The organism is Pseudoalteromonas sp. HF66, from assembly GCF_011806445.1.
Lineage (GTDB): Bacteria > Pseudomonadota > Gammaproteobacteria > Enterobacterales > Alteromonadaceae > Pseudoalteromonas > Pseudoalteromonas apostichopi.
Genome location: NZ_JAATOU010000003.1, coordinates 156,755 through 183,727, shown reverse-complemented (window position 1 = coordinate 183,727; position 26,973 = coordinate 156,755). Strand labels below are relative to the sequence as shown.

Below are 26,973 nucleotides of genomic sequence, written 5' to 3'. Positions count from 1 at the left end.
ATCATAAGCCAACCACAGTTAGCTAGATTAAAAAATGTTCTTTTGCACTCGCAATTGCTTGTTCAATGGCCGTGTTTTTAACTGGCTTAGAAACAAATAAATCCATTCCTGCTTCTTTACAGGCAGCTTTATCATCCGCAGAGGTATTTGCAGTCAAAGCAATGATAAAAGTTTTATCTGTCGGGCATATTTTTTCATTTCTCAAAACCCGTGTTGCTTCAATACCGTCCATTTCAGGCATAACACAATCCATAAAAATCAAGTTGTAGTTATTTTGTTTGCACTTATTTACCGCATCAATTCCATCGCAAGCATAATCAGCAGTCAAGCCCAACTTCTCTAAATGAGCTTTCAACACGAAGCGATTAATTTGGTTGTCATCAACAACTAATATCGATAAAGGCAAGGTTGAAAAGTCGATATCACTGGCATGTAGCGTATCATGTGATTGTGGCTGCCCAAGCTTTAGAGGTAATTGAATATCAAAGCAACTACCTTTTAGATATTCGCTGCTGACCTTTATCGTGCCACCCATGTAGTCAATGAGCTCTTTTACAATAGCAAGACCTAGGCCTGTTCCGCCTTTATTACGATCTTTATCTTGCTCTTGGGTAAAAGGCGAAAACAGTGATTTCATAAAGGTTTCAGTCATACCAATGCCTGTATCGCTGACTCGCATATTTAAGATCACATCGCCATTTTGCGGTTTAGCCGATACGTTTAGTTTAATAGTACCTTGCTCAGTAAACTTTAATGCATTGCTAAGTAAGTTAGACAAAATTTGAGTGATACGAGTATTATCGCAATAAGTCCAACATTCATCTCTAATATCAATATCGACCTCAAAATTAAGATTCTTTTCTTGATATAAAGGTAAATATAACGACGCTAAATCAACAAAAATTGTTTTTAATAAAAAGTGACTAGGCTCTAATTTGAGTTCACCATGATTTATCTTAGAAAAGTCGAGTACTTCGTTAATGATGTTTAACAAAATATCAGCACTTCGCAGTGCAACTTTGAGTTTTTCTTCACGTTTTTGCTCTGACTTTTCATATAGAAGTGTCGTAAGCATGCCTACAATACCATTGAGCGGCGTGCGCAATTCATGACTAATTTTGGCCAGCAAGATGCTGCGCTCTTCAAGTGTTCGCAGTGCATCAGCTTTTTGCTTTTTGAGCTCTTCGCGCAGCAATACTTCTTTAGTAATATCCTGAAATGTCCCGATTAATCGAACGCACTGGTTGTTCTCAAATTCTGCTTCACCATAGGTTGACACCCAAACAATATTACCTTTAGCCGTAACCAATTCAATTTCAAGATTCCAATCCTTTCCTAGCTCAACCGCTTCTTTAACAACTTGTTGTATTGCATTACGACTTTCGCCTTCTTTATAAAACTTAATAGCAGTTTCGAGGTTAGGTGCATAATCAGCAGGAACCTCATGGATGGCTTTAGTTTGTTTACTCCAGTACAGCTTATTTTCTAGCAGGTCGAACTCCCAAGAACCAATACGAGCAACTTCTTCAACTTGCGCTAACATATAGTTCTTTTTTAATAACCGTTCAGACGATGCATTACGTGCCAGTTCATTGCCTAGCCACTGAGCAAATAGCTCAACATAATCATGTGATTCTTCATTGAACGGTTTTGATACATTAGGTGCTGAGAAATTAACGGTACCAAATACTTTTTTGCCAACAAAAATAGGGGCGCCAATGTATGATTCGAGTTGAAAATTGACATAACAAGGGTGCTCTGCAATAGGGCTTTTTGAAGCGTGATGAAATGAGAGCGCCTTATTGGCTTCAAGGGTATGAGCACAATAAGTTCCCGAGACATCAAATTGCGTACCAACAGCAATCGCATTATCAGGAGTAAGAGCATGAATGACCGTATAAACCTGACCATCTACCCGACTCACAATAGCAAACTCAAGATTAAAAACGTCTAAACCAAACTTTAACAGCTTGGTTACTTTGTTTGAAAAATCAATTTCTTGGTTGGATACTATATCGTGAAATTGGCGCAGAAAGTTCACAGTCACTCCTTGTTACTTAAAACTACATATTGTCAAAACAGCATATCAATAATTTATTGAGTGTTCACTTAAAAAGAGGTAAACAGCCTAAACTTGCCAAATACGTTATAAAATATCATTAAAATGACTATTTTTATTGATAAACTGGCAAAACTCTATGCTTAGTCAATACTTTATTATTAAAGTTAGTAATTGTAGGCACTTACCATTTCAATGTCACTTAGAGCCAAATTCACCCTTTTACTGTCAACTGTTTTATTAGTGATAGTAGCTAATACCTTTATCATCTATTTATTAGATAAAGAGGGTCAGGCTAAGCTTGAAACAGTGATCCGCACTCATGATGTACTTGATGAGTCAGAAAAGCTTTACAAGCAACTCATAAACGCTGAAACAGGTCAACGAGGCTATTTATTAACACAAGACATCAGTTATTTAACGCCCTATTACTCTGCTCTTGATCAAGTAAAAGAACATTTTCTAAACATCAATAAGCTAACCATAAACAACCCAGAGCAAAAGAATACACTTGCATTAATTGATGAACTAATAAGTAAAAAGCTAGCTGAGTTGGCATTAACCGTTGAACTTGTTTTGCAGGGCACACCCTCTGCGCTTGAGAGAGCAAAAGTCGTTGTGTTAACTAATAAAGGTAAGCAGTTTATGGATCAAATCCGCACGCAGATTGAACTATTTCAAGATACGGCACGAGCAAAACTAGAACAACAAGATGCTGAATACCAAGAATCCAAAATTTTTATTACGCGTTTCGTCACTATGCAAATTCCACTAGCCATTATCTTATTATTGTTTTGCGCCTTTTATATAAATTCTAAGCTTTTAAAACCCCTCAAACTATTAATACACATTACCAAACAGGTTGAAAAAGGCGAAAAGCCGAAAGCTTTAACAATTGATATCCACGATGAAATAGGCTACTTGATAAAACGCTTTGTACGCATGAGTGACATTGTTTATGAACGAACGAGAAAATTAAACTTTCAGGCAAGTCACGATCACCTAACAGGAGTTTTAAACCGTACAGAATTAAAACCAGCATTAAAGCATGCTATCCACCTTTGCTCCGAAAAAAATAAGCTTGCGGTTATATTCATTGATATAGATAAGTTTAAACAACTTAATGATGAATATGGTCATTTAATCGGGGATCAAATACTAATAGAAACCGCAAAACGCATTACTTCATCTGTTAGAGCCGATGATGATGTATATCGCTATGGAGGAGATGAATTTGTTATTGTTACGCATAATATAGCCAAAAGCAGATTTATTGATGCAATGATTGATCATCTATTGGAGTGCTTCAATCATCCTTTTATGCTGGAACAACACACAATAAATATTTCAATTAGTATTGGAGTAGCCTTAGCCCCAGATCACAGTACAGAGTATAAGCAACTACTCGAACTCGCTGACCTGGCGATGTACAAATCTAAAAGACGCCCTAAAAAGAGTTATCACATTTATCAAGAAGGTGAAAAAAAAGAGTAATCTAAATTACTGCTTTATCCGTATAAATTTGCAAAAACACCCATCAGAATGTATAAAAAATACACAGCACTTTCATTAAGGTAGCACAATGCATATTTTTTTAACCGGTGGAACAGGCCTTATTGGTAGACATTTGTGCCCTTTCTTATTAAACCATCATAAAGTCACTGTACTTACTCGCAACCCAATTCAAGCAGCCGTAATCCTGACTCATCAAGTGCATACTGTGAAGTCACTAGATGAAGTTAATTTTGAAGAAATTGATGCCATCATCAACTTAGCTGGTGAACCTATCGTTAATAAACGTTGGAGCGAGTCTCAAAAGCAAACTTTACTTAATAGTCGAATTAATCTTACTTTACAGATCTCTAAAGCAATTAGCCGATGTGAATCTCCACCCCATACATTTATCTCAGGCAGTGCTATTGGTTTTTATGGACGACAAGATAATCAGCCGATTGATGAGAGCTTCAATGATATTTACCCTGAATTTAGTCACGTTCTTTGTCGAGACTGGGAGCATGCAGCTACGAAAGCACATTCTGATAAAACCCGGGTGTGCTTACTTCGTACTGGTATCGTGTTAGCTAAGCAAGGTGGCGCACTTGGTAAAATGCTTCCTGCCTTTAAGTTTGGCTTAGGTGGGCCATTAGGCCATGGAAGGCAAGGAATGTCATGGATTCATATTGATGACATGATCCAACTAATCCTTTTTGTTCTCTCACATCAAAATATCCATGGGCCAATAAACGCGACTGCACCTAACCCTGTTGATAATAATGAATTTAGCCAGACATTAGCTAATGTCATTTCGCGTCCGGCTATGTTGCGTATGCCTAGTTGGGTGTTAAAAATGATGATGGGTGAAATGTCTGACCTACTCCTTTACGGTCAATTTGTGCTCCCTAATAAGCTACTAAGCCATAATTATCGATTCCACTACCCGACATTAAAGCCAGCATTAGAAAGTCTAAAAATATAATTACTATGTCTAGGTTGATTAGGAGTAACTAATACATAATAATTAACCTGATATTAGTCGAGTGATTATTCAGGGAAAATCATGATGCAATTACCCACCATAATCAGCATTTCAATTTTATTGAATGTGATTATTGGGGCTTTCTTACTGTCTTTATACTTTCTAAGGCAACAATCAAGCTATTTATACTGGGGAAGCTCGTGTCTAATTTTTGTATGCGCACAAATTACAGCCTCTCTACGAGCTATTATTGACTTTCCTTTAATTACGCACTATCTGGCCGATTTACTAATTATTGCAGCACCATTATCAGCAATATTAGGAATTCATGCTTATTGCCAGTCTGACAAAAAATACCAAAGTGCATGTGCATTCGTGCTAGTTTCATCTTCTGCCATATTACTTCCTCTTTATAATCTGCCAATAAGTCAGTTGCTCACAACGGCCATCATTGCCGTATGCTTTGGTTATGCTGCTTACGCGCTTAAAGAGCTACATGTGAAGCGCATTATGCATTTAGCATTACTCAAGGTATGCTTTGTAATTCATTCTTTAATCATGGCTATACAGTTTTTGCTGCTACTTTCTGATTATCTAGGTTTATTAAACATAGACTTAAACCAAATAATAGCTGTTATTCTGATAAGTCATATCATTATCACTACCCTAACAGCCATGATTTGGCCACTAATAATGTTTCTAGAATCTGAGCAAACATTGAGTGACCTTGCTAATCGCGATCCATTAACTGATTTATTAAACCGCCGGTCATTTATAACTATTAGTAACAATTATTTAGAAAAAGCAAATAGCAGCCTTACAGAACTCTGTGCTTTGATGATTGATATCGACTTCTTTAAAAGAGTAAATGACCTACATGGTCACGAAACAGGTGATGAAGCACTCAAATGGGTTGCGAACAAGATTAAAAGCCAGCTTCGTGAACACGACTTAGTTGCAAGAATAGGTGGTGAAGAGTTTGCAGTAATACTACCCAATACCAGTCAAGTTAAGGGTGAAATTCTATCTGAAAGAATTCGCTTAGCCATCCACAACGATAGCTTTCACCATAACAACCAAGAAATTAATCTGTCTATTAGCATTGGTATAATCACCCACAAGTCGGGTACTAATAATGTAAATGAACTACTTGCAAAGGCCGATAAAGGTTTATACAAAGCTAAATTAAATGGCCGAAACCAAGTTGTGACAATGGCATTTTAATGGTGCCTTTTTTCTAGCTGAACATTAATGCTCGCATTTAGCTGACTCAGCTCATTATTTACCCACTCTTTGTCTAAGCATTGCTCTAAATTTAACTCGGCAAATTTTAAAAAATTTCGCGCAGCATGCGACAAATGGCGATCGGTTCGCACCACAAAATACCAATGACTCGCTAAGTTCACATCTTGCACATTTAGCATACAAAAGCTGCTATCGTGTGGTGGTAAGACATGACGAGACACGACTCCCAGACCCATGCCAGAGCCGACAGCAACACGAATAGCTTCATTACTTGCCATTTGCACTGTATTACTTAATACAACCCCCCGACTTTGTAGCTCGCTTTCAAACAGCATTCGCGTGGCAGAGCCCTGCTCTCGAAGTAAAAATCGTTCTGATATTAAATCGTGCAATGTAACGTAGTTTTTACTTACAAGCGGGTGATTAGTTGGCGCAATAAATACCAATGGATTTTGTAAAAACCGGCCAGCCTTGGCGTGCTCTAATGAGGGGGGATGACTAAATACATAGATATCATCTTCGCCTCTTTCAAATCGAGCAAGCACCTCAGCACGATTACCAATTTCAAGCGGCAGCTCAACATGAGGGTGTAAGTTACTATAAGGACCTAATAATTTCGGCAAAATATATTGTGCAGTATTCACAATTGCAATTTTACAGCGACCGCGCTCACCACCTCTGAGCTCAGCTAAGTAATCTTGATAATCATCAAAATGGCCAAACACCTGCTGACAAGTTTGAAATAACGCGAAGCCAGCTTCAGTAACATGAAGACGCTGCTGGTTAACCATCACTAAAGGTTCATTAACGGTTTCTTGTAGGCGCTTAATTTGTTGCGATACAGTCGGTTGAGTTAAATGTAATTGCCTTGCTGTCTCACTAATTGAGCGTGTTTTTACTACGCACATAAACACTTCAAGTAAACGAAAAGAAATATGTCTCAAGTCCATTAATAAACACCTATAGATAATTACCTATAGGATATTATCATTTATTTAATTATTTACTATGTGAATTTTTAATTAGAATAGCGTCGCTTTTAACCAAGAGGAGAACAAAGTGCCTGATATTGTTGTAATGTTTTTTGTTTTAGGACTCACAGCTGGATTACTTCGCTCTGACCTAAAGATTCCGCAAGCGACCTATGAAACCCTTAGCCTATTGTTAATGCTCACCATTGGTTTAAAAGGTGGTATGGTGCTGCATGGCAATTTGCATTGGCAACTTTTACCTGAAATGGGTGCCGTTTTACTACTTGGTGGTTTGATCCCACTAATGCTTTACCCTGTTTTAAACAAACTGCTTAATTTATCTGTTGCTAATAGTGCAAGTATCGCAGCACATTATGGTTCAGTAAGTGCAGGTACATTTGCGGTCGCTTTAGCTTATGCCGAATCTAACTCGTTAAATGTTGGTGCGGAAGTCACTCTTTATTTAGTAATGCTTGAATTACCAGCGATCATCGTTGGCTTATTACTATACCGTCGCCTTGGGAATGGCTCTGGGCAAAACCTCTCGCTCAAAGCGCTTTGGCATGAAACACTGACGAACAAAAGCGTGATACTCCTTGTTGGTGGTGTAATTATCGGCATGATGTACGGTACACAGCAAGGTAGCCAAGTAACAAGCCTTTTAACAAACAGTTTTAAAGTTGTTCTGGCATTATTCCTACTGGAAATGGGTTTAATGGCTGCGCAAACACTGCGCCCTATTCCATGGCATCACTGGCGTTTAGCATTATTCGCACTTATAACACCTAACCTATTAGGAGCCATTGGCGTCTGTGTTGGTACAGCTCTACAACTGGAATTAGGCTCTGTAGTGATATTGGCAAGCCTTGTTGCAAGCGCTTCTTATATTGCAGCTCCTGCGGCTATTAAAGCAGCTATTCCAGATGCAGACATAGGTTTAGCCATGTTATGTTCCTTAGGGATCACCTTTCCTTTCAATGTATTACTTGGAATTGGTTTGTATCATCAAATAGCATTATTCATGAGTTAAAAATTTAACTCACAATCACTTTATGCATGAGATTTTTTTAAAAGTCGTTTAATATAAATAAAAAAGCAGTGCAAGGACATGCTATGTTCAATCAAACGCTCAGCGCCGAGCAACAGCATGTAAGTGATATTTTTATGCGCTTATGTAAGCTTTATGAGGTGCAAAACAATGCTGAGTTAGAGCAACATTTATCGTTAACGCCTGGTTTTTGTGTGCAAAGTATCGAACTTGCTTCAGTGCCTTATCAATTGATTGATAAAGTGGCTAAAGCTACGCAAGTTAGCTTTGATTCATTACTTAATGGTTACGAACATAAAACGCTCGCGCTCGATGGACCACTATTAGAAGCAGTTAGTAGCGGTATTATCAAGAGCATAAAAAAGCTATCTATAGCGGGGTTAATTAAGGGTGATAATCAAACTCAAGAAGCACTTAGTCAACTTGCAGAAATTCAGCTTGAACAAATAGAAAAAGAGCTAAAAATACAAAGCCAGGTTAAATAACCTGGCTTTTTAATTAATTCTTACCTTTATACATTTTGTCGTAAATGTCGGAAATATTGTTTTTCTCATCATAGTATCGCTGTAACTCTCCAAGCGATAACTCCTTTAGGCTTTCACTATCAAAACCCATTGGCTCTACCAATTTAAAATGAGCTGCTGTTGGTGAATTTTCAATTAAAGCCGCAACCTCATTTTTTAATTCTTCAGCTTTATTAAATAGTTTAATTGCTTTGCTAATATCTGTTTCGTGCTCGGCTTGCAACGTGCACCAAACCACCTCAACAGACTTTGACCTGATTTGATCTTCAAAGATATTCTTGCGCGCAATCAACCATGTACTTGCAATCAGCAAGATGGCTAAAACAGCAATGGCTATATAAATTAGTTCAAGCATTACGATCCCTCGGTAAACTAAATGTTACTATACACCCAAACTTGGTCCGTAATACATCAGGAAAAAGCATTATAAATGATAGTACAAGGCTGATATACAACACAATAAAGCTGTAAACATAATGTATCTGGGCAAATTCTTGCTGCAAATCCAGAACAACAAATTTCACCCAAATAATAAAGTGAGACAGTGTAAGAATAAAGAAAAGCTTTGAAATCTTGAAAAATAAATCATTAAATTTATAACTAAAAATTGTATGAAGTTTATACATCATAAAAAGCATGACTAAATTTGCAATTACAAATCCCAAATAGACATTTTGTGCGCTTGCTGCTGAATTATGATTTTTCACATACTCTAAAGCATATTCCATCATTAAAGCTGTGAACAAATAGTTAGCGCAAACATTTGCAATAGTGATGAAGTTACTAAAAAATTCTTTTTCCTTTAGAGCTTTTCGTAATGAATTAACTAAAGCTATCAAGTAACTAGTTGCGATTACTGCTTGGAAAGAAAATGTATCCGTATATGGCTTAATAACGAGCCACTTATTATAAAGCTCTTGCAGAAACTCCACAGGCGAAAACTCTTTTTTCTTTCATATTAGAATGTTAGATGAAAAAAAACCAGCTCTAGGCTGGTTTTATATATTAGTTTTCTTTCTTTTTAGGATTTAGAATGATGATTCCACCTGAGTTGTTCAAATTTTCTTCTTTTTTCTTAGGGTTAAGAATTATGATTCCACCTGAATTTTTAATTTGCTCAACTGAGTCAGTTGAAGCTGGTGCTGCGTCGAATGCTAAAGTAGATAGTAATAAAGCTGATAAAGTCATTTTTTTGTTCCTTCATTGTTAAAGATAGTTTTCGTTAGCAAATACCGAGCCACTAAAATACAAATAAGGTAAAAACTAACGACTAGGCTCTATATAAGCATAAAATTAGGCTTTTAGGCCATTTTTTATACTAACCATGTATTTAAAACATACACTGAACAGCCTCGACACCTTTAGCCCTATAATCTAACAAGCCTCTATGCCATAATTCTGTTAATTCAAAAAAAAAGTCAAAGCGGCCCGACGCTTAGCGAGGTTTAATGCATGGCATATCCAGAACAACAGCAACCAAGCCACTTTCAAACAACTGTTCATCGAAGGCAACCAAAAGTTCCTCAAAGCCGCCAACCCCAACTGGCCAGAACAACTCATCCCCATCAATGGTAATTGTACATTGGTAGGAAAAGTGATTTTTACAGGTAAGTCTCTGTAACTTAGAAATATAAAATTAAAGGACTAATACATGTTTTTCCAAGACAGCATAAATTATGATTTAATGAATGCCTTTTTGTTGAACCATAACTTATCAGATATGGCATTTAAAAGAAGGATTACAAATGAAGAGTCTTCTGAAAATATAAAAGTTTGCAACAACCTATTTAGAGATATTTTAATAATAATACAGGATATTTATGCATCACCAGGACCATGGGATTCGTATTGTGAGATAAGTATAAAAAAGTATGGTGATGATTTTATTACTTACTTGAGAGACTTTAAGTATTTATCAAATGAATTAGGTCTCAACAATGGATTTCAAATTTCAGACATAAAGAAGCTATACCTCATCTGTTTGAGCTTTTTAATTGAACGACAGTTCTTTTCTCCATCTGACTTAAATAGCGATCAATTAGCTAACAATGAAAAAATCATTCTCGTAAAAAAGAATATAGATGATTATGCAAGCGCTGAATTATTAGATTCAAAATTTAAGGCTGAAATCATTGAAACTAAATACATGATTCCAGTTGAATTGATGAAAAACCTTTACTTCAGCAAGGAAGTTCAAGCAATAAAGTCATTCGAAGATTCAACAAATAAAATAAAGGAATTAGATGTACAATCTGCCGATATTGAAGAAAGATTGAATAAATTAAAACTTGAACATGAAGCTAATATTGATGAGAAAGTTGAAAAAGTTAAAGAGCTTGAAAGGACTTTAAAAAATCAGGAAACTGCATTTAACTTTGTAGGTCTTTATAAAGGCTTTAATGACTTACTTAAAAAGAAGATACTAGAATCAAGAGTACTTTTAGGTGCGCTAGTATCTATGGGTATCATAATGATTACCCCACTAATGTATAACATAAATTCACAGAGTGTTTTAAGTCCTGATATAGCCTCCAACCTCTTTAAGCTAATCCCATTTATCTCCTTAGAAATTTTATTAATCTATTTTTTTAGAGTTATTCTTCAAAATTACAAGTCAGTAAAAGGTCAAATTTTACAAATTGAATTAAGACAAACTCTTTGCCAATTTATTCAAAACTACGCTGAATACTCGAAAGAAATCAGAACTACCGACTCACATCCTCTCGAAAAATTCGAAAATCTAATTTTTAGTGGGATTATCAGCGATTCAGAAAATCTACCCAGCACTTTCGATGGCATGGATCAAATAACTAAATTGCTTACTTCACTTAAAGGGAAATAAAAAATATGAAAAGGATGATCATAATTATTTGCGGTTTAGCAGCCTTAGCAGCAATCACTGCACTAGGGCTTTACGCTTACAAATTTGGTTTTGGTTTTGCTTCAAAAATAAGTGATTGGGGTGCCGTTGGTGATTTCTTCGGTGGCGTGCTTAATCCTACATTTGCATTGCTTAGTTTAATTTTAATTGCTTACACATTAATGCAGAATAAAAAAGCACTTGATCAGGGTGCACTAGCTTTAGAACAAAGTGAAAAAGCGATACAACAAGGAACCAAAGCTCTAGAGCAAAATGAAAAAGCATTAAGAGTAAGTAACGAAGAACTGGCCCTGACTCGTAATGAGCTAGCCAATTCAGCTACAGCGTTAGAAGAACAGGCAAAATTAATTGCTGTACAAAGCTTTGAGACCACTTTCTTTAATATGCTTGATTTACATCGGCGATTGATAGATAACATATTTTACGACTATTTAAATAATCGTGTTAGCATCAGTAAGGAATTAGAATTAGGAAGTATTTACTCCGCCGGAAACAAAGAATGCGAACCTGGTCTTCCTAGTGTAAACAGATTACTACTAGGTATAAATAATGCCTATATCATAAGCCCTAGTCCTAAATCTATTATTTCTACATTTAATGTATTTTATAAATATGAAAATAGAGAGTTTGGAAGCTACTTTAGAAATATGTATCAAATTTTAAAATTGGTGCAAAGAACATTCGACGAAAATTCACTTCAAAAAAAATATAGCAACATTCTCAGAGCACAATTGTCTAATCAAGAGCTTTCTCTCCTACTGTTAAATTGTTTGTGCCCTCATGTTGATAATGGTGAATTTAGATTGCTTGTCATTCATTTTGAACTCTTGGAACATTTAGATATTTCATACGTATTAGGTAATGATAATATTGCTCGTTTCACTATCAATAACCCCGAATTACATTTGGATACTAATGAAATTGGTCTGTATCTAAAAAAAGAGAATGGTAAGGTCATAAAATCTGCTTTTGGACAAAACAGTCAGATACTTGAATATTGCAAGGATAGCAACATCATTGACTAATAACATAAAAAAGCCCGCATTTAGCGGGCTCTATTTAAGCAATATCGTAAATATTCAATGCATCAAATACTAATTGCAATCCCTCTTTATCTAGCTGGTTTTGGTTTATTAGCTTGATTAACCTATATCTGGGTATACTCGCCTCTCGCAATTGAACCCATACATTATCTACTTCATCAACCGTTAGTGGCCTATCTTCATAAATACCTGTTAGATTCTTTCTGATTGCTCTTCTTGCTCTTAAACTGTATGTCATTTGGTTGCCTTCTATGATTAAAAGCTACATTTTGGCACTGCACCTTAAAGCAATTAAGTAAATATCTTAATGCAGACCCTAAAGTTTAACCTCAGCCGTTATCCAATAGACTCAATAACAAATCACAGTCACTGTATAAAAACACAGTAAAAGACTGTAATCGTAAGAATTGATTGTATCGGGTACTTATTATGATTATCGAAAATGTGCATGTTGGCCCTAAATTTAAAGAGCTTTCTAATACGTTAGATATGAGCTTTTTGAAAGACTCAACTTTTATAGGCCGCGCAAGTGGCCGTAGTATGGAAGGTGTGGGTATCTTTGATGGTGATTTGTTAATTATTGATAGGTCCAAAGATGTGCAACAGAACGATGTAATCGTTGCATGCTTAAACGGTCAGTTTGTTTGTAAGATAGCCGACTTAACTAATAACCTTTTGTTGTCGGCAAACCCTTCTAATAAGCCATATAAATTAACAGGGTTTGACCAATACAATGTTGAGGGTGTAGTTACACAATCAATCAGAATGCATAGAAGCAGTACTGTTTTAGAGTTTGGGTGTTAGAGACATCGACTTTAACGTTTAAAGTCTCTTTAGCTTTTACTTGAAGAGCTTTTCATCACCTAGTGTTCTTTAGTTCTAATATAGATTTTGTTCCATTACATCCCCCCAATTTCAATGAATAAATTTTCTTCTGTATCAACCTAGAATTGTCCAAAAAACATGCTATTTTTATTCGAGCTGGAATTTACTGTTCTTAATTTACTTATAAAACAACATGTATTCTAGTTAACCGAAGAAAGTATCAACTCGTTGCCTCCATCAGTAATTACTTAGCTCATTTAATGGTTATATCTAGGTATGGGAATAAACGACTTAATTCTAATTAAGCCAATAAAAAGGAAAACTTATGTCTGAAGCTACACATAACGATTTATTTCAAACAACATGGCAAGCAAGATCAAACAACCATGATGTTGCTCCACTTACCATCCAGTTTAATGCTGTTCACACTTGCACAGTACTAGTAGGCAGCCAGCCTTATGGAGTTACATGTAATTGGACTGAAAATTTTGCAGACGGAAACGTTACCAATTTTGGACTTACTGGTGGTTCTATTTCACTAGTAGGAAATTGTTCGTTAAGCTCTAAAACAGGTAATGCAACTGGTTTTGCTTGCGGTGAAGGAGCTGAAGGTTGGACACTTACACTTTTACCAAGTTAAATACACACAACTTTCAGCTTTACATCATTAAGCTTCAGCTTCTTGTTTAAGCATTAAAAGAAGAATGATTACTTAATAACATTCCAAAAGAACTAGAAGCAGCTACATTCCTTTGCTTTTAGTTCTTTCTGATGAAATGAAACTTAAAATCTACTGAAAGAATTTTATTGTCGGCAAACCCAGCTAATAATCCATATAAATTAACAGGGTTTGATCAATACAATGTTGAAGGTGTAATAACACAATCAATAAGGATGCACAGAACTACAAATGCTTTAGAATTTGGATGTTAACAAATCACCCCAATGCAAATTAGTACATAGGATTTTTGCTAATTTAAATATGGGTAGTTTGATGTTTACATCATAGTAACTACCTATATGGTGTATCGAGTCTAGTAATGATGTACTTAACAACTAAATCAATATTTGTAGGCGGTTCGATTACATCATTATCTTGTAGTAAAAGATATTTATAAGCTTGCGTGCTAACTGAAAAGCTCGTTCCCGGAGATGAATTTACTTTTTCAAGAGGTACTACCTCTTTAGCCTTAATTCCAAATTTGAACAATTCGTCTTTAATTTTATCCACTTTATCAACAAAGCCATTAAAGTATACCGGATACTGTGGTTCTTCATTTATTGTAATGCCCACCTGAGTAGTTAATAAAATACGTTGGTATGCATAGAAATATTTTACTAATTCCTGAGTCTTATTATTTGCTATATCTTCAAACTTCATCTTCTCTCCATTTTTAATGTAGCCTATAGTCATTTAATTGGTGAGTCCTTAGAAATGTATTTACTCTTGAATTAAAGATAAAAAATTAAAAATAAATTTAACTTAAAAAGGTACACCTGATCACAAAATAACTTAAGAAACGATGTTGTACAACAAAATGCATAAATAATTTTGCATTGAAAATACTCACCCTTTAGCTCTTTCACTTATTAGTATTAATAATTGTTTAAAAAACAGGCTTCGAATTTCTTCTTGGTATTTTAATAATTCCTTTTGGAAAGGAGCTTTTAATATGTTTATTTGCTCATCAGATAAATCTGTTTCGATAGAAAATGAGAAGCCTTTCCCAACTACACTATTCATTTCTTTAAATTGAGGCAAAACACTTCGAATAGCTTCTAATGCACGAGACCTGTCATAGTTGTATTCATCTACAAGCAAATCTAACATAAGTTGTTCAAAATGCTTTTCACTTGAAGTTCTAGAATTTGGAAATTCAATTATATTACTCATTATATCCCCTAAATCTTATTTTTTACTCGAATTGATAGACCGTTTTTTTGCTAAAACTAACTTGCAATATAACTCATAACCTTCTCTTTGCTCTTTCATCCAATCGTGTTTATTATACACCGCCATAACACCACGCATTGTATGTCCGAGCATCTTTTCTGTTACATGAGGTGCTACACCATGCTCACTTAATAATGTAGATAATGATCTGCGCGCATCATGTGGTATGAATTTAGGCATGTTGTATTTTTCAAATAACTGTTCCCAAACGCGACAACAATAACGGTTAATGCTATGTGTGGTCATCGGTTTTCGTGGGTTGCTACCTGGTATTATGTATTCAAAGTTCCCGTAAACTGTTGCAAGCTTATTCAGGATTTCTTTCATCAAACTAGAGATTGGGCGCCTTATAGCTTTATTCGTTTTTGAATTTTCTGGTGGTACAGTCCAAACATCATTCTCAAAGTCAAAATGTTCCCACTTAGCTAAACGAACCTCTGACTGGCGAGCGCCAGTTATAAAAATAAGCTGTAAACATGACTTTGTTGCAAGGGTTGCTCTTGTTGATTCAATGTGCAACCAAAGTTTAGCGATTTCATCTAGCTGTAAAACTCGTTGGCCAACACTTGCCTGTTCACCTACATCACTTACATTTAGGTTTAAGACCGGATTAAAAGGCTTAACTAGGCCTCGCTTTTCAGCCCAACCTAAAATTGACTTTATACGCGTTAATATTGTGCCAGAGGTTTTAGCACTGCCATCACGCTTAACAATATCAAAGTATTTTACCCAGTCATGAATAGTCATATTGTCGACGGGTAAGGCTATATCGTTTAAGTAAGGAGTCACCCATTTTTTTACATGGTTTTTGTAAAGTGTTTGGGTTTTTTCTTTAAGGTCTGGCACACGAGTTACTACCCATTCATCAGCAACTTCAGCCATTGTGGGTAAGCCCTTTGCATTGTTACGCATTAGCTTTAATTCAATGCGAGGGTCTTTTTTTTGACTAAGCCAGTTTTGAAACTGTGGTATGTACGATTGGGCTTCTTTAATAGAAAGGCCAGGATAACGACCAAGTGTGATGATCACTTGTTTGCCGTCGACTCGGCAACGATATTGCCAAGTGATCGTTCCTTTTGCTGATATCCTTACACTAAGGCTATCTCTGTGCGATAATGTGCTGGGCTCTTGGTTCTTGCCTAACAAATTTCGAAGTTTGGTATCGCTTAACGGCATTTAATTTTTTATACACACTTACAAAAAAATTTATACACGATACTATACACACCTTGAGATCATTGCAAGAAACACGAAGTAACTAGAAGAACTAAAAACAAGCCCAAACGTATTGAATTTAAAGGCTTAGGATATTGCATGGCTAACAGAGAATACTACGACACACCCCCAACGATATACTGGCACGACTACGAAACATTTGGCGCAAGCCCACAAAAGGATCGTCCGAGTCAATTTGCTGGTATTCGTACCGATCTCGATTTAAATATTATTGGTGAGCCGTTAATTGAGTATTGTAAGCCAGCGGCTGATTACTTGCCCCATCCTGAAGCGTGTTTAATAACGGGCATCACACCGCAAGTTGCGATGCAAAAAGGCTTGATTGAAGCTGAGTTTATGGCAAAGATCCATGCTGAGTTTAGTCAACCGAACACCTGTGTAGCGGGTTATAACAGCATTCGCTTTGATGATGAAGTCACGCGTTACAGCTTATACCGTAACTTTTATGACCCTTACGAGCGCGAATACAAAAACAATAATAGCCGCTGGGATATCATTGATCTGGTACGAGCATGTTATGCGTTACGCCCAGAAGGCATTGAATGGCCGCTTAAAGAAGATGGATCACCTAGCTTTAAACTTGAACACCTTACTGTTGCCAATGGTATTGAACACGCTGCGGCTCACGATGCATTAAGCGATGTAACGGCAACTATAGCCTTGGCTAAATTAATAAAAGAAAAACAACCTAAGTTGTATCAGTTTTTCTTTAGCTTACGCTCTAAAAAAGCACTGGCTGATTTAGTTGATGTATTTAACATGACACCATTGGTGCACACCTCATCACGAATTCCGGCAAGTCAAGGCTGCACAAGCTGGATTGCCCCAATGAGCTTTCACCCTGTCAATAAAAACGCCATTATTTGCTTTAATTTGACTGAAGATCCGCAAGTCTTATTAGATTTATCTGTTGAAGAGCTGCGCACACGTCTTTACACAAAACACAGTGACCTTGGTGAAGGTGAAGCACCTGTAGGCTTAAAACTCGTGCATTTAAATAAATGCCCTATTCTTGCACCAGCAAAAACCTTGTTACCAGAGAACGCAGCTCGATTAGGTATTGACCGCGAAAAATGCTTACAAAATCTCGCTATTTTAAAAGCCAACACTGAGCTTCGCGACAAAGTAACCGAAGTGTTTAACGAACAACGTGATTATGGCGAAACCACTAACCCTGACTATCAACTTTATGATGGTTTCACCAGTCATGCTGATAAAGCTAAATTTGCCATTATTCGAGATGCAAGCCCTGAGCAATTAGCCTCGATGCAACTAGACTTTGATGATAAAAAGTTTGCCACCTTACTATTTAGATACCGAGCTCGAAACTGGCCTCAAACACTCAGCCAAGATGAACTGGCTAAGTGGCGCCAATATTGTCAAAACAAACTAATGCATGGCGAAGATAATCCATCAATTAGTGGGCAAGATTTCATGATCACACTTGAGAATCTGGCTCATGAAAATGATGATAACGAGAAAAATCTGCATATTTTAAAAGCCTTGTACAATTACGCACAAAGCATGTAATTGAAAACGCGACAATCATTGTCGCGTTTTTATAGGTATTACTTCTTATGTAACGCTTCGATGCGCGCTAATAAACTTGAGGTGTCATAGCGTCCACCACCTAAAGCTTGTACATCAGCGTAATATTGATCAACTGTTGCCGTCATCGGCAAAGTTGCGCCGTTTGCCTTTGCCTCATCTAGAGCAATGCCTAAATCTTTACGCATCCAATCAACAGCAAAACCAAATTCGTATTCGCCAGCCCACATGGTTTTGTAGCGGTTTTCCATCTGCCATGAGCCTGCTGCACCTTTAGAGATGGTTTCAATGACCTTTTCACCATCAAGGCCGGCTTGTTTTGCAAAGTGTAATCCCTCGGCTAAGCCCTGCACCACACCGGCAATACAAATCTGATTAACCATTTTACAAAGTTGGCCAGAGCCTACTTCGCCTAATAATTGGCTAAAGCGACTAAAAGCAGCCATCACAGGCTGAACAACATTAAAATCAGCTTCATCGCCACCAACCATCACGGTTAACACGCCATTTTCTGCACCTGCTTGACCACCAGAGACTGGCGCATCTAAAAATGCAATACCCTGCTGTTTAGCTTGAGCTCCTACTTCACGTGCAACTTCAGCCGACGTTGTAGTGTGGTCTACTAAATAGCTCCCCTCATGCATACTTACAAGAACACCATTTTCACCATAAACAACTGAACGTAAATCGTCATCATTGCCTACACACATGAAAACGATATCAGCACCTTTAGCTGCTTCACTTGGCGTTTCACAATAACTACCTTGATATTCTGAAACCCACTTTTGCGCTTTAGCTGTTGTGCGGTTGTAAACTGTCACGTTGTGACCTGCGTTAGCAAGGTGACCCGCCATTGGGTAACCCATTACACCTAATCCGATGAAGGCGACTTTCATTGACATAAAACTGACCTATTTGAGTGATAAATTAGTAACAATTTCATTATCTCAACCGATTAACTAAAAAGCGAATGAAAAAAAGTTCATTTAAACCAGTCAAAAACACACAGGTAACACATGGATAGTATATATCGTTTCAACGCCCAGCTTGCATCTGGTGAAAATTTTAGCCTTGAATCGCTACAAGGAAAAACAGCGCTTATCGTCAATATTGCCAGTAAATGTAATTTTTCAGTGCAAATGGCAAGCCTTGAAAAGCTCTATCAAGACTATAAACAGCAAGGATTTACTGTGCTTGGGTTTGCATGTAATCAATTTGGCCACAATGAGCCCCTTGATGGCAATGAGCTACAAGCTTTTTATCAGCAGCACTTTGATGTCAGTTTTCCTATTTTTAACAAAGTATTAGTTAACGGCCCTGATGCCCACCCTTTATTTAATCATTTAAAGTGTCATACCCGTGGAATTGCACAAAACCGCGCAATTAAATGGAATTTCACCAAATTTCTTATAAACTCAGAGGGTCAACTCGTTGCGCGATATGCCCCGCGTACCAAACCCGAAACCCTCAAAATGGTGATAGAGAGTAATTTAAATGATGAAACTGGCCTTATTCAGTGCGCAAAAATATGAGCAACCGTTTTTTGAAAGGAATCTAACTGAATTCGCTGACTCTGTTTCGCTCAGTTATTTTGAGCAGTCTTTAAACATCAATACAACTCCTCTTTGTAAAGGCTTCGATGCGGTGTGCGTGTTTGTAAACGATACTGTCGACAAGCACGTCATTGCAGATATGGCAGCTGTAGGCGTAAAAGCAATCTTATTACGCTGTGCAGGTTTTAATAATGTAGACCTTGATGCAGCCAAAGAGCATAACATCAAGGTTTGCCGCGTCCCGGCTTATAGCCCCGAAGCTGTCGCAGAGCATTGTATTGCTCTAATGCTAACGCTCAACCGTAAAACCCACAAAGCCTTTAACCGTGTACGTGAAGGTAACTTTGATTTAAACGGCTTACTTGGCTTTAATCTGTTTAAAAAAACCATTGGGATTATAGGCTGTGGCAAAATCGGTTTAGCTTTAGTGAATATTTTAAATGGCTTTGGGGCTAAAGTACTCGTTTGTGACCCAATGGCAAGTGAAGGCCCTTATACTTTATGTGATTTAGACACATTGCTCACACAAAGTGATGTCATCTCTTTACATTGCCCACTCAACGAGCACACCCATCATTTAATTGATAGCAGTGCATTTAAAAAAATGAAAGACGGTGTTATGTTAATTAACACCTCTCGTGGTGCACTTCTCGATAGCCAAGCATGTATTCAAGCGCTTAAGTCTAAAAAGCTCGGACACTTAGGACTTGATGTGTATGAGCAAGAGTCAGAGTTATTCTTTAAAGATCATCGCGAAGAAATCATGCAAGACGATATTTTTTCACGCCTTATTAGTTTTCCGAATGTGTTAGTGACAGGCCACCAAGGCTTCTTCACCCAAGAAGCGCTTAGCGAAATAGCCTGCACCACACTACAAAGTGCTAATGAGATAAGCCAAGGCTTACCATTAACTAACGAAGTTAGTTAATGAGTGCGTACCTTATACTAAAAAGGCGTGAGGTTTAAACCCCACGCCTTTTTACTTTTGTCTTTTACCTAGAAACTTGTAACTCGCAGTTCAAGACTCTATTTCAACAACGCCACGTTCACAAATACTGCTGTCATTAATAACGGGCACACAAAGCGAATATACTGAGCAAACCAATAATGAGGGCCGCTCGAGACTTGATGCAATTTATTACCACGTTGCCATAACCAGCCTACAGTAATGAAATAGAACAGTCCCATTAAAGGTAGTTGGTACTGCGTAAGCACCATAATCACCAAACCAAATAACCAGTCAAAATTTAAGATAATAACTGATGAAGCGATAAAGACGATTAAAGTTACAAATAAAGTCGCTTTTTTACGCTCTATACTGTGGTTCTCAACTAAAAATGCCACTGGAATTTCAGTTGATGAAATTGTTGATGTAACAGAAGCTATTGACATTAACACGAAAAACAATAATCCAACGAGTAAGCCCATTTGCCCCATAGTACTAAACAGCTCAGGTAAAATTGCAAAAATTAACTGCCCTTCACCTACTAATTTACCGTTGCTAAACACTTCTACACCGTTATGCTGAGCAACAAAAATAGCTGGTATAATCAACAAACCCGCCAAAAAGGCAACCCCCGTATCTAGCAACGCCACTGTTCCGGTTAGTTTAGGAAGGTTCGCATCAGGCTTTAAATATGAGCCATAAACCATCATACAGCCTACACCTAACGACAATGAAAAGAACGCTTGTCCCATTGCCGCAATAATTAAGTTTGCATCAAGAATTTGACTAAAATCTGGCACTAAGTAGGCTGCAAAGCCATCCATCGCACCATCTAAGGTCGCGATATAAGCAATTAACGCCACTAATAACACTAGCAATAATGGCATTAAACGGCGTGACCAAGTCTCGATTCCTGATTTAACCCCTTTTAAGATAATACTCGCAGTTAGAATAAGCATCAGCGGCGTAAACACAAAGTTGCGTGCCATTGAATCACTATGCAAAAAGTTACTTAACTCAGTAAAACCCAAGAAGCTAGCGATTGGCTCAAGTGCATACGCTAACATCCAACCTGCGACTATCGAATAAAAGCTTAACATCACAATTGCACCAAACAGACCTATGTAGCCTGCTGCAGCGCCCACTTTAGGAGCCGTATCTTGCCATGCATTGGATAATGCTTTTACCGGATTAGCTTGCGCTTGGTGGCCTAAATACAGCTCAGTATAAAGGGCTGGAAGCGCTAATAAGAAGATAACAATGAAGTAAACAAGTAAAAATGCACCGCCGCCATGGTTTGCCGCTTGTGTTGGAAAGCCCCAAATATTACCTAAACCTACCGCCGCACCTGAAGCGGCTAATACGAAACCTAGTCGGCTGTGAAAGCCGTCACGAACTTGTGCCATACATCTATAAATCTGTTATTATTTTTCCTCATTAAACCATAATTACAGCCAACTGCGTAAACTATTTGAGTTGTTCGTGCTCTTACAAGTTTATTTGCTGTAAAAATAAACAAAACTAAATACGAACCCCCGTATAAGCGTTAAATCATGAGCAGCCACTATTTTTCAAACACCTTAGTTATTAATCTGCAGCCGAACAACACGGCACAGCAAATTATGCTTATGGAAGCATCAAACATCGATATTTCAAGCTTAGCTATTGAAAAATTGCTCAGTGAGTTTGAATTATGTGTACTTGAAAAACGCAAAGTGCCCGCAGCTAAACAAGAGTATTTAGCGACTCGCTTAACGTTAAAGTATTTATACAAACATACTTACCCTCATGATGATTTAGCGCTCAATGAAATATCAAGCCAATTTGATGACAAAGACAGTAAGCTGAAACTACATACACCCGTTAGAGAGTCTGTTTGGGCTTGCTTATCTCATTCAAATGGTTTGATAGGTGCTGCCCTCAACCCAGCTCAGCAGCTGCTTGGTTTTGATATTGAACAAAGCAACAAACCTCGCCCTTTTATCAAGCTTGCAAAGCATTTTTATCATCAAGATGAAGTTGACTTAATCAGCAGTTTTGATGCACCCGATGAACAGGCACAGTGTTTTTTTAGAATTTGGACATTAAAAGAAGCCCTTGCTAAGGCAAGTGCTCAGCCGATTGCGAAACTGCTCGCTCCCAATGTATTTGAAGAAATACGTAAACATAATTTCTGCGCTAGCAGTAATTGTATTGAAGGCTTTGACATAAGTGTTGTGGCACAAAAAAGCACTGACTGGCAGTGCTCTTTTATTAGCTTTAGCGACTTACGCCGCGACTTGGCTTTCTAATAATCGGCTGTGAATTGCCTGCACAACGTCATCTGACTCGCTTTGCTCCACCAAAAAGCACAGGTTATGTTTACTTGCACCGTGGCAAATTAAACGAATATTAAAGTCGCTTAATACCTGCATTAAATTCATTTCTTGCTGACGTAATTGAATTTCAGAACCAATTAAAGCCACCAGCGTTAAGTTATTCTCGACCGACACATGACAAAACTCAGAAAGCTTATCTAAACAAGCTTGATCAAGCTCTGGACGTGATGCATTTGGCGCGTTATCCAAAGTAATTGCAACACTAATTTCTGAGGTTGTAACCAAATCAACTGAAATATTAAACTCACTTAAAATGGTGAAAACACGCGCTAAGAAACCACTAGCAAGGAGCATTTCTGGGCTTTTGACTGTTAATAGAATTTGGTTTTTACGCTGTGTTACTGCACGAATACCTGGTTGCTGAGATTTTTCTTTTTCAATCCATGTACCACCTAATTGTGGCTCACGGCTTGAACCAACAAACACACTAATATGACTACGGCTCGCAGGTAAAATGGTTGCAGGATGCAGTACTTTTGCACCAAACGTTGCCATCTCTGCCGCTTCATCAAAACTCAAGCGTGCAATTGGGCTTGCTTTAGCGCATAAACGCGGATCAGTACTGAAAATACCCACAACATCAGTCCAAATATGCACGCTTTTTGCGTTAATTGCTTCTGCAAGTAATGCCGCGCTGTAATCTGAACCTCCACGCCCTAAAGTGGTTGTTTGATTATGTTCATTGCTACCAATAAAACCCTGAGTTACTACAACGTGGTCATCAAGTAGCGGCACTAAATGCTCTTTAGCAGCCGCAGCGGTTGCTGCAACATTCGGTGTTGCTTTAGCAAATTGGCTATCTGTTTTTAGCACCTTGCGTACATCAAAACGCACCGCATCAAGACCTTGCCCACGCAATACTTGTGTAAATAAATACGATGATAAACGCTCACCAAAGCTAAGTAGCTCATCTTGCTCCGCTACTGACTTAACCCCTTCTGATGCCAGTTTTTGAAAGGCTTTGAGGGTTTCATTAAAGCCATGAGCTAAGTCAGCATCAAGCGATAGCTCAGCTAAAATAGCTTCTTGAATGGCCATCACACCTGTGATGTGCTCGTCACGCTCAGCCGCGCTCAAATCAGCTTTACACAATGCAACTAAATGATTTGTCACGCCAGCACTGGCACTCACAGCAACAATACGAACTTGATTATCAGCACAAATGATTTCTGCGCAGCGGCTCATAGCATCAAAGTTAGCTACACTGGTGCCACCAAATTTTGCAACAACGTAATCTGATTTTGTGTTGGCGGCTAATTGGGTATTCATGTCGTCTCCTTTTGTGGAAAACTATCCACAGTAATTCAAGAAGAACTCGGCAAGGGGGTGCTTTGAAAATAAAGAGTAGTCCATGCCAGAAGCTCTCCACCTAGTTTGGTGACAGTTTTGAGGATTCAGCCCCATAAACCGAAAAGTAACCGTGACGTCCGGCTAATTTTCTCGGCGAGTACTTCCCTCATTAATGGTCATCGGCGTTCGTCACCTCACATTAACTACCTAAGTATCGCACCTCTTCTGAATGTTAAGTTAACACCTGGTTAAAATAACAAAGCCTGCTAAAAAAGCAGGCTTTGAAAGTTAACGTTTAGACGTCTAGCTGTCAAGTTGTTTTATGAAATTAAACTGCCTGCTAAGTGCGACCCGTAATAGCCAACGGTATAAGCAATTAATAAATAAACCGACATTTTAAGATAGCTCATAAAGGTCAGTGCTTTTACTTTACTCATGGCGATAATACCTGCCGCAGAGCCGATAATAAGCATTGAACCACCTACCCCTGTTGCGTATGTAAACGACAACCACTGCTGTGGACTCATCACAATATCTGCTTTTAAAAGTGCTGCAGTTAAAGGTACGTTATCTACCGCTGCTGATAATAGCCCCATCATGTAGTTTGCATACTCAGGCGCCATCAACTCATATAGGTGAGTAAACTTAGCAAGCATACCTACTTCTTTTAATGCACCAACCAGCAATAACACACCTACGAAGAACAATAAGGTGTCGTACTCAATCTCACGAATATAATCAATAATTTTTTTGTTGACGTCTTTTTTGCGCATTAAGAATTGCGCAACCAAAAACATTAGTGATAAACCAAATAAAAAGGTTAAAAGCGGTGGCACATTATAAAGCACGCTCAAAGTTAACGTGGCAATAATCGTCGAGAAGAAGATAACCGCAATGGTAATATCTGTTTTTTCAATACGACGAGCTGTTTGCTTTTCAAATACTACATTACCCGACATACCTACCGATAACATTGCCGCGAGCAGTGCAACACTTGTCAGTGCAGGCGCAATTAATAATAGTAAATTAGCAATGGTGACCTTTTCGTCTAAGAAAATCATAAGGGTTGTAACATCACCCGTGATCAACGACACCCCACCCGAGTTAACACTAAATACAATCAAGGTTGCATATTTTATTAATTTTTTAGGATCTAATTTTAGTGACATCACCACCGCAAGTGAGATTAAAGTCGCAGTTATATTGTCTGATATCGATGAAAATAAGAACGAAAAGCCACCAATCAGAAACATCAACTTTCGTTCACTGATTTGATTTGGCATAATTTTATGAACAATATTCTGGATAAAGCCTTTAGAGTTTAAATACGCAACAAAGGTCATAGCTGCCATTAAAAACAGCCACAAAGTCGCGATCTCTAATATATTGTGATCCAGTTGATGTTGTATGGTTTCTGGGCTTTGCCCATGAATTGGAGAGATAAATAAGATAATCCAGCATAAAGTGCCAAAAAAAAGCGTCGTTTTGGCCTTGTTTACATGGATAATATCCTCTATAACGATAAGCAAAAATGCCACCGCTATCAGGGTTAGGATAAGTGGGGTTACCATGGTGTTTGAACAACCTTTATAATAATGTAAAAATTGTAAGTCGAGTGTTTCGGCGCGGATTCTAGCAGCATAGAAAGCATAAAACTATTATCAATTACATAATTTACTACTAATCGCTAACACCTAAGTCTGAATTTACTGGAGCCTTATGATCCCAGCTAAAAAGTTATTAAATACCCTTACTGAACATTGGGGGGTGTTAGAACTGCTATTTAAACGTTTTAAGATGGCTGATTTCAGTTTGAAAGACGTACAAAATGCGATAAAACAAAAACAACCTTCATGGTCAAATGAACGCATTTATAAGGAAACAAATCGTTTATTAAATCAAGATATTATCATTCCATTAGCGAAATCATCGCAATTAGAAATCAATCGAGCGATTGCTGATTTTGCGACTTTCTTGCTACAAGAAGAACACCTAGGTCTTGCCCAAGAAATTAGTGTACTAGTTGATGATTTAGCTCGCCTTGGTAGTCGCTTGGCTAAAGCAGGTGAAATTGAAGATTACGACGAGCTACGCCGCTTTAGCCGTATTATGGATGATCGGGTACGTAAAATAATGAAATTGTTTGCCCACAATGAAAACGCGATTTTAAATATTGTTGAGCAAGCTAAAGCAAACAACGCCGTGCAATCTTTGCAAAAGCGCTATCAAGCAGTGATCGAAGCGTTTGATGAATACATTGAACCTATGCTTGAAATGGTTGATATACGTGGGGACTTCCACGCTTGCTTTAACACCATCGAAACGCAAATAAGCGCACAAATCGAACAAATTGACCGCCTAGGTAAGTCATATCAAGACAAACGCATGCTTGAGCAATTGCGAACCCGTATTTTAGAAATGCATTTAGTTGGTCGTGAAAGCTTACGTAAAAGCGCCGATATGCTAATGCCGCTACGTGAAGAATTACGCCGTAACAACCTAATTACTCGCCAAGCAGCCAAAGTACTTGGTTTAGTGCGTAAAAATGGCGTCGATAACATGCTAAGTGCAGTACAACCTAACTTTGTCTCGGATGCACAACGCTTTTCACTTGGTCAACAACGTCATATCGTGGCCTATATGGCAGGCCTAGTCGACTTTGAGCACGATGAATATCAGCTACCAGAGCATGATGATGTGCCCGCCTATCAAAGCCCGCATATCCCTGATTACAACGACGTTAAAACACAATTTAGAAAACGCTTTAAAAAAGCCAGCAAAAAAACTCAGCCGCTGCTTAGTTTCTTAGATGAAAGCTACCCAGATCTCGAAGCTGACGAAATGCTGTTCTTGTATCAAAAATTAATTAGCGATGGCGACCTTGAAATTAGCCAAAGCCAAGAGAAAGTAAAAATAAAAATTGCCCAGCAACACTTCTCTCTTTACCCATTTAACTCATCGATTGCTGACGATAAAAAAGCAACAGAGCAATAACC

At 37.7% G+C, this 26,973-nt stretch carries 27 protein-coding genes, 1 pseudogene and 1 riboswitch; of the genes and pseudogenes, 15 read left to right on the top strand and 13 right to left on the bottom strand.

The window, feature by feature from the left end; all coding sequences use genetic code 11:
• Window positions 1–22: 22 nt before the first annotated feature.
• Entirely contained in the window at window positions 23–2,041 is a 2,019-nt protein-coding gene (locus HCZ11_RS05150) for an ATP-binding protein (protein ID WP_167657832.1), read from the bottom strand.
• 213 nt (window positions 2,042–2,254) lie between these two features.
• On the opposite strand from HCZ11_RS05150, the gene HCZ11_RS05145 reads away from it, so the two are divergent.
• The 3 genes from HCZ11_RS05145 to HCZ11_RS05135 all read left to right on the top strand — a co-directional run bounded on the left by HCZ11_RS05145 (window position 2,255) and on the right by HCZ11_RS05135 (window position 5,759).
• Complete coding sequence (locus tag HCZ11_RS05145; RefSeq protein ID WP_167657831.1) at window positions 2,255–3,553, top strand: diguanylate cyclase; 1,299 nt, start codon at window positions 2,255–2,257, stop codon at window positions 3,551–3,553.
• Window positions 3,554–3,641: 88 nt separating this feature from the next.
• Window positions 3,642–4,535 carry a TIGR01777 family oxidoreductase gene (locus tag HCZ11_RS05140; RefSeq protein WP_167657830.1) on the top strand — a complete coding sequence of 298 codons (894 nt, stop codon included), beginning with the start codon at window positions 3,642–3,644 and terminating at the stop codon, window positions 4,533–4,535.
• An 81-nt stretch (window positions 4,536–4,616) separates the two neighbouring features.
• Window positions 4,617–5,759 carry a GGDEF domain-containing protein gene (locus HCZ11_RS05135; protein WP_167657829.1) on the top strand — a complete coding sequence of 381 codons (1,143 nt, stop codon included), beginning with the start codon at window positions 4,617–4,619 and terminating at the stop codon, window positions 5,757–5,759.
• On the opposite strand, the gene HCZ11_RS05130 is transcribed toward HCZ11_RS05135, so the two are convergent.
• Window positions 5,756–6,730 (bottom strand): LysR family transcriptional regulator, encoded by a 975-nt coding sequence (locus HCZ11_RS05130; protein WP_167657828.1) that lies wholly within the window; start codon window positions 6,728–6,730, stop codon window positions 5,756–5,758. The genes HCZ11_RS05135 and HCZ11_RS05130 overlap by 4 nt on opposite strands.
• A 109-nt stretch (window positions 6,731–6,839) precedes the next feature.
• Here HCZ11_RS05130 and HCZ11_RS05125 point away from each other — a divergent pair, with 109 nt between their 5' ends.
• Window positions 6,840–7,781 (top strand): sodium-dependent bicarbonate transport family permease, encoded by a 942-nt coding sequence (locus HCZ11_RS05125; RefSeq protein WP_167657827.1) that lies wholly within the window; start codon window positions 6,840–6,842, stop codon window positions 7,779–7,781.
• A gap of 83 nt (window positions 7,782–7,864) precedes the next feature.
• Complete coding sequence (locus HCZ11_RS05120; RefSeq protein ID WP_167657826.1) at window positions 7,865–8,284, top strand: hypothetical protein; 420 nt, start codon at window positions 7,865–7,867, stop codon at window positions 8,282–8,284.
• A gap of 13 nt (window positions 8,285–8,297) precedes the next feature.
• Here the strand turns inward: HCZ11_RS05120 and HCZ11_RS05115 are convergent, their stop codons facing one another.
• The 3 genes from HCZ11_RS05115 to HCZ11_RS05105 form a co-directional block, all read right to left on the bottom strand.
• Window positions 8,298–8,678, bottom strand: coding sequence for a hypothetical protein (locus HCZ11_RS05115; protein ID WP_130051313.1), 381 nt, complete (start codon window positions 8,676–8,678; stop codon window positions 8,298–8,300).
• The gene (locus tag HCZ11_RS05110) at window positions 8,671–9,255 is read right to left on the bottom strand and encodes a hypothetical protein (RefSeq protein WP_167657825.1); all 585 of its coding nucleotides are present in this window, start codon (window positions 9,253–9,255) and stop codon (window positions 8,671–8,673) included. Before HCZ11_RS05110 ends, HCZ11_RS05115 begins: the two co-directional genes overlap by 8 nt.
• Window positions 9,256–9,328: 73 nt before the next feature.
• Window positions 9,329–9,511: a hypothetical protein gene (locus HCZ11_RS05105; protein ID WP_167657824.1), complete on the bottom strand. Its 183-nt coding sequence runs from the start codon at window positions 9,509–9,511 to the stop codon at window positions 9,329–9,331.
• Between the two features lie 277 nt (window positions 9,512–9,788).
• On the opposite strand from HCZ11_RS05105, the pseudogene HCZ11_RS19590 reads away from it, so the two are divergent.
• From HCZ11_RS19590 to HCZ11_RS05095, 3 genes and pseudogenes are all read left to right on the top strand, one after another.
• Window positions 9,789–9,944: pseudogene (locus tag HCZ11_RS19590) on the top strand (S24 family peptidase); the annotation flags it as partial.
• 30 nt (window positions 9,945–9,974) lie between these two features.
• Window positions 9,975–11,165: a hypothetical protein gene (locus HCZ11_RS05100; protein ID WP_167657823.1), complete on the top strand. Its 1,191-nt coding sequence runs from the start codon at window positions 9,975–9,977 to the stop codon at window positions 11,163–11,165.
• Between the two features lie 5 nt (window positions 11,166–11,170).
• A complete protein-coding gene (locus HCZ11_RS05095; protein WP_167657822.1) occupies window positions 11,171–12,229 on the top strand; it encodes a putative phage abortive infection protein in 1,059 nt (352 codons plus the stop codon).
• Between the two features lie 34 nt (window positions 12,230–12,263).
• On the opposite strand, the gene HCZ11_RS05090 is transcribed toward HCZ11_RS05095, so the two are convergent.
• Window positions 12,264–12,485: a hypothetical protein gene (locus HCZ11_RS05090; RefSeq protein ID WP_167657821.1), complete on the bottom strand. Its 222-nt coding sequence runs from the start codon at window positions 12,483–12,485 to the stop codon at window positions 12,264–12,266.
• 191 nt (window positions 12,486–12,676) lie between these two features.
• On the opposite strand from HCZ11_RS05090, the gene HCZ11_RS05085 reads away from it, so the two are divergent.
• Both HCZ11_RS05085 and HCZ11_RS05080 read left to right on the top strand, forming a co-directional pair.
• Window positions 12,677–13,051, top strand: a complete 375-nt coding sequence (locus HCZ11_RS05085) for a LexA family transcriptional regulator (RefSeq protein ID WP_167657820.1) — start codon at window positions 12,677–12,679, stop codon at window positions 13,049–13,051.
• Window positions 13,052–13,397: 346 nt separating this feature from the next.
• Complete coding sequence (locus tag HCZ11_RS05080) at window positions 13,398–13,712, top strand: hypothetical protein (protein WP_167657819.1); 315 nt, start codon at window positions 13,398–13,400, stop codon at window positions 13,710–13,712.
• 372 nt (window positions 13,713–14,084) lie between these two features.
• On the opposite strand, the gene HCZ11_RS05075 is transcribed toward HCZ11_RS05080, so the two are convergent.
• From HCZ11_RS05075 to HCZ11_RS05065, 3 genes are all read right to left on the bottom strand, one after another.
• Entirely contained in the window at window positions 14,085–14,453 is a 369-nt protein-coding gene (locus tag HCZ11_RS05075) for a hypothetical protein (protein ID WP_167657818.1), read from the bottom strand.
• Window positions 14,454–14,639: 186 nt separating this feature from the next.
• Entirely contained in the window at window positions 14,640–14,966 is a 327-nt protein-coding gene (locus HCZ11_RS05070) for a hypothetical protein (RefSeq protein WP_167657817.1), read from the bottom strand.
• Window positions 14,967–14,981: 15 nt separating this feature from the next.
• Window positions 14,982–16,202, bottom strand: coding sequence for a site-specific integrase (locus HCZ11_RS05065; protein WP_167657816.1), 1,221 nt, complete (start codon window positions 16,200–16,202; stop codon window positions 14,982–14,984).
• Between the two features lie 138 nt (window positions 16,203–16,340).
• Between HCZ11_RS05065 and sbcB the strand changes: the two genes are divergently transcribed.
• Window positions 16,341–17,792 (top strand): exodeoxyribonuclease I, encoded by a 1,452-nt coding sequence (sbcB, locus tag HCZ11_RS05060; RefSeq protein WP_167657815.1) that lies wholly within the window; start codon window positions 16,341–16,343, stop codon window positions 17,790–17,792.
• 38 nt (window positions 17,793–17,830) lie between these two features.
• On the opposite strand, the gene HCZ11_RS05055 is transcribed toward sbcB, so the two are convergent.
• Complete coding sequence (locus HCZ11_RS05055; protein ID WP_130051310.1) at window positions 17,831–18,712, bottom strand: NAD(P)-dependent oxidoreductase; 882 nt, start codon at window positions 18,710–18,712, stop codon at window positions 17,831–17,833.
• Between the two features lie 114 nt (window positions 18,713–18,826).
• On the opposite strand from HCZ11_RS05055, the gene HCZ11_RS05050 reads away from it, so the two are divergent.
• Complete coding sequence (locus HCZ11_RS05050) at window positions 18,827–19,342, top strand: glutathione peroxidase (protein ID WP_130051309.1); 516 nt, start codon at window positions 18,827–18,829, stop codon at window positions 19,340–19,342.
• Window positions 19,308–20,291, top strand: a complete 984-nt coding sequence (locus tag HCZ11_RS05045; protein ID WP_167657868.1) for a 2-hydroxyacid dehydrogenase — start codon at window positions 19,308–19,310, stop codon at window positions 20,289–20,291. The genes HCZ11_RS05050 and HCZ11_RS05045 overlap by 35 nt, the downstream gene beginning before the upstream one ends.
• 98 nt (window positions 20,292–20,389) lie before the next feature.
• Here HCZ11_RS05045 and HCZ11_RS05040 read toward each other — a convergent pair whose 3' ends face one another.
• Window positions 20,390–21,715, bottom strand: coding sequence for a sodium-dependent transporter (locus HCZ11_RS05040; protein ID WP_167657814.1), 1,326 nt, complete (start codon window positions 21,713–21,715; stop codon window positions 20,390–20,392).
• Between the two features lie 147 nt (window positions 21,716–21,862).
• Between HCZ11_RS05040 and HCZ11_RS05035 the strand changes: the two genes are divergently transcribed.
• On the top strand, window positions 21,863–22,600 hold the full coding sequence (locus HCZ11_RS05035) for a 4'-phosphopantetheinyl transferase superfamily protein (RefSeq protein ID WP_167657813.1): 738 nt from the start codon (window positions 21,863–21,865) through the stop codon (window positions 22,598–22,600).
• Here the strand turns inward: HCZ11_RS05035 and lysC are convergent.
• Both lysC and nhaD read right to left on the bottom strand, forming a co-directional pair.
• Window positions 22,577–23,956: a lysine-sensitive aspartokinase 3 gene (gene lysC, locus HCZ11_RS05030; RefSeq protein ID WP_167657812.1), complete on the bottom strand. Its 1,380-nt coding sequence runs from the start codon at window positions 23,954–23,956 to the stop codon at window positions 22,577–22,579. The two genes, HCZ11_RS05035 and lysC, sit on opposite strands and share 24 nt — an antisense overlap.
• 81 nt (window positions 23,957–24,037) lie before the next feature.
• Window positions 24,038–24,210: riboswitch (Lysine riboswitch) on the bottom strand.
• Between the two features lie 87 nt (window positions 24,211–24,297).
• Window positions 24,298–25,548 (bottom strand): sodium:proton antiporter NhaD, encoded by a 1,251-nt coding sequence (nhaD, locus tag HCZ11_RS05025; protein ID WP_130051305.1) that lies wholly within the window; start codon window positions 25,546–25,548, stop codon window positions 24,298–24,300.
• A gap of 148 nt (window positions 25,549–25,696) precedes the next feature.
• On the opposite strand from nhaD, the gene HCZ11_RS05020 reads away from it, so the two are divergent.
• A complete protein-coding gene (locus HCZ11_RS05020) occupies window positions 25,697–26,971 on the top strand; it encodes a hypothetical protein (protein WP_167657811.1) in 1,275 nt (424 codons plus the stop codon).
• The last annotated feature ends 2 nt before the right edge of the window (window positions 26,972–26,973 follow it).

Coding starts and splice junctions, on each gene's coding strand:
- HCZ11_RS05055 (WP_130051310.1), bottom strand. CDS start 18,712: ATGTCAATGAAAGTCGCCTTCATCGGATTAGGTGTAATGGGTTACCCA.
- HCZ11_RS05035 (WP_167657813.1), top strand. CDS start 21,863: ATGAGCAGCCACTATTTTTCAAACACCTTAGTTATTAATCTGCAGCCG.
- HCZ11_RS05090 (WP_167657821.1), bottom strand. CDS start 12,485: ATGACATACAGTTTAAGAGCAAGAAGAGCAATCAGAAAGAATCTAACA.
- nhaD (WP_130051305.1), bottom strand. CDS start 25,548: ATGGTAACCCCACTTATCCTAACCCTGATAGCGGTGGCATTTTTGCTT.
- HCZ11_RS05105 (WP_167657824.1), bottom strand. CDS start 9,511: ATGACTTTATCAGCTTTATTACTATCTACTTTAGCATTCGACGCAGCA.
- HCZ11_RS05095 (WP_167657822.1), top strand. CDS start 11,171: ATGAAAAGGATGATCATAATTATTTGCGGTTTAGCAGCCTTAGCAGCA.
- HCZ11_RS05115 (WP_130051313.1), bottom strand. CDS start 8,678: ATGCTTGAACTAATTTATATAGCCATTGCTGTTTTAGCCATCTTGCTG.
- HCZ11_RS05130 (WP_167657828.1), bottom strand. CDS start 6,730: ATGGACTTGAGACATATTTCTTTTCGTTTACTTGAAGTGTTTATGTGC.
- HCZ11_RS05020 (WP_167657811.1), top strand. CDS start 25,697: ATGATCCCAGCTAAAAAGTTATTAAATACCCTTACTGAACATTGGGGG.
- HCZ11_RS05075 (WP_167657818.1), bottom strand. CDS start 14,453: ATGAAGTTTGAAGATATAGCAAATAATAAGACTCAGGAATTAGTAAAA.
- HCZ11_RS05085 (WP_167657820.1), top strand. CDS start 12,677: ATGATTATCGAAAATGTGCATGTTGGCCCTAAATTTAAAGAGCTTTCT.
- HCZ11_RS05065 (WP_167657816.1), bottom strand. CDS start 16,202: ATGCCGTTAAGCGATACCAAACTTCGAAATTTGTTAGGCAAGAACCAA.
- HCZ11_RS05140 (WP_167657830.1), top strand. CDS start 3,642: ATGCATATTTTTTTAACCGGTGGAACAGGCCTTATTGGTAGACATTTG.
- HCZ11_RS05070 (WP_167657817.1), bottom strand. CDS start 14,966: ATGAGTAATATAATTGAATTTCCAAATTCTAGAACTTCAAGTGAAAAG.
- HCZ11_RS05050 (WP_130051309.1), top strand. CDS start 18,827: ATGGATAGTATATATCGTTTCAACGCCCAGCTTGCATCTGGTGAAAAT.
- HCZ11_RS05080 (WP_167657819.1), top strand. CDS start 13,398: ATGTCTGAAGCTACACATAACGATTTATTTCAAACAACATGGCAAGCA.
- HCZ11_RS05120 (WP_167657826.1), top strand. CDS start 7,865: ATGTTCAATCAAACGCTCAGCGCCGAGCAACAGCATGTAAGTGATATT.
- lysC (WP_167657812.1), bottom strand. CDS start 23,956: ATGAATACCCAATTAGCCGCCAACACAAAATCAGATTACGTTGTTGCA.
- HCZ11_RS05135 (WP_167657829.1), top strand. CDS start 4,617: ATGATGCAATTACCCACCATAATCAGCATTTCAATTTTATTGAATGTG.
- HCZ11_RS05045 (WP_167657868.1), top strand. CDS start 19,308: ATGAAACTGGCCTTATTCAGTGCGCAAAAATATGAGCAACCGTTTTTT.
- HCZ11_RS05100 (WP_167657823.1), top strand. CDS start 9,975: ATGTTTTTCCAAGACAGCATAAATTATGATTTAATGAATGCCTTTTTG.
- sbcB (WP_167657815.1), top strand. CDS start 16,341: ATGGCTAACAGAGAATACTACGACACACCCCCAACGATATACTGGCAC.
- HCZ11_RS05145 (WP_167657831.1), top strand. CDS start 2,255: ATGTCACTTAGAGCCAAATTCACCCTTTTACTGTCAACTGTTTTATTA.
- HCZ11_RS05040 (WP_167657814.1), bottom strand. CDS start 21,715: ATGGCACAAGTTCGTGACGGCTTTCACAGCCGACTAGGTTTCGTATTA.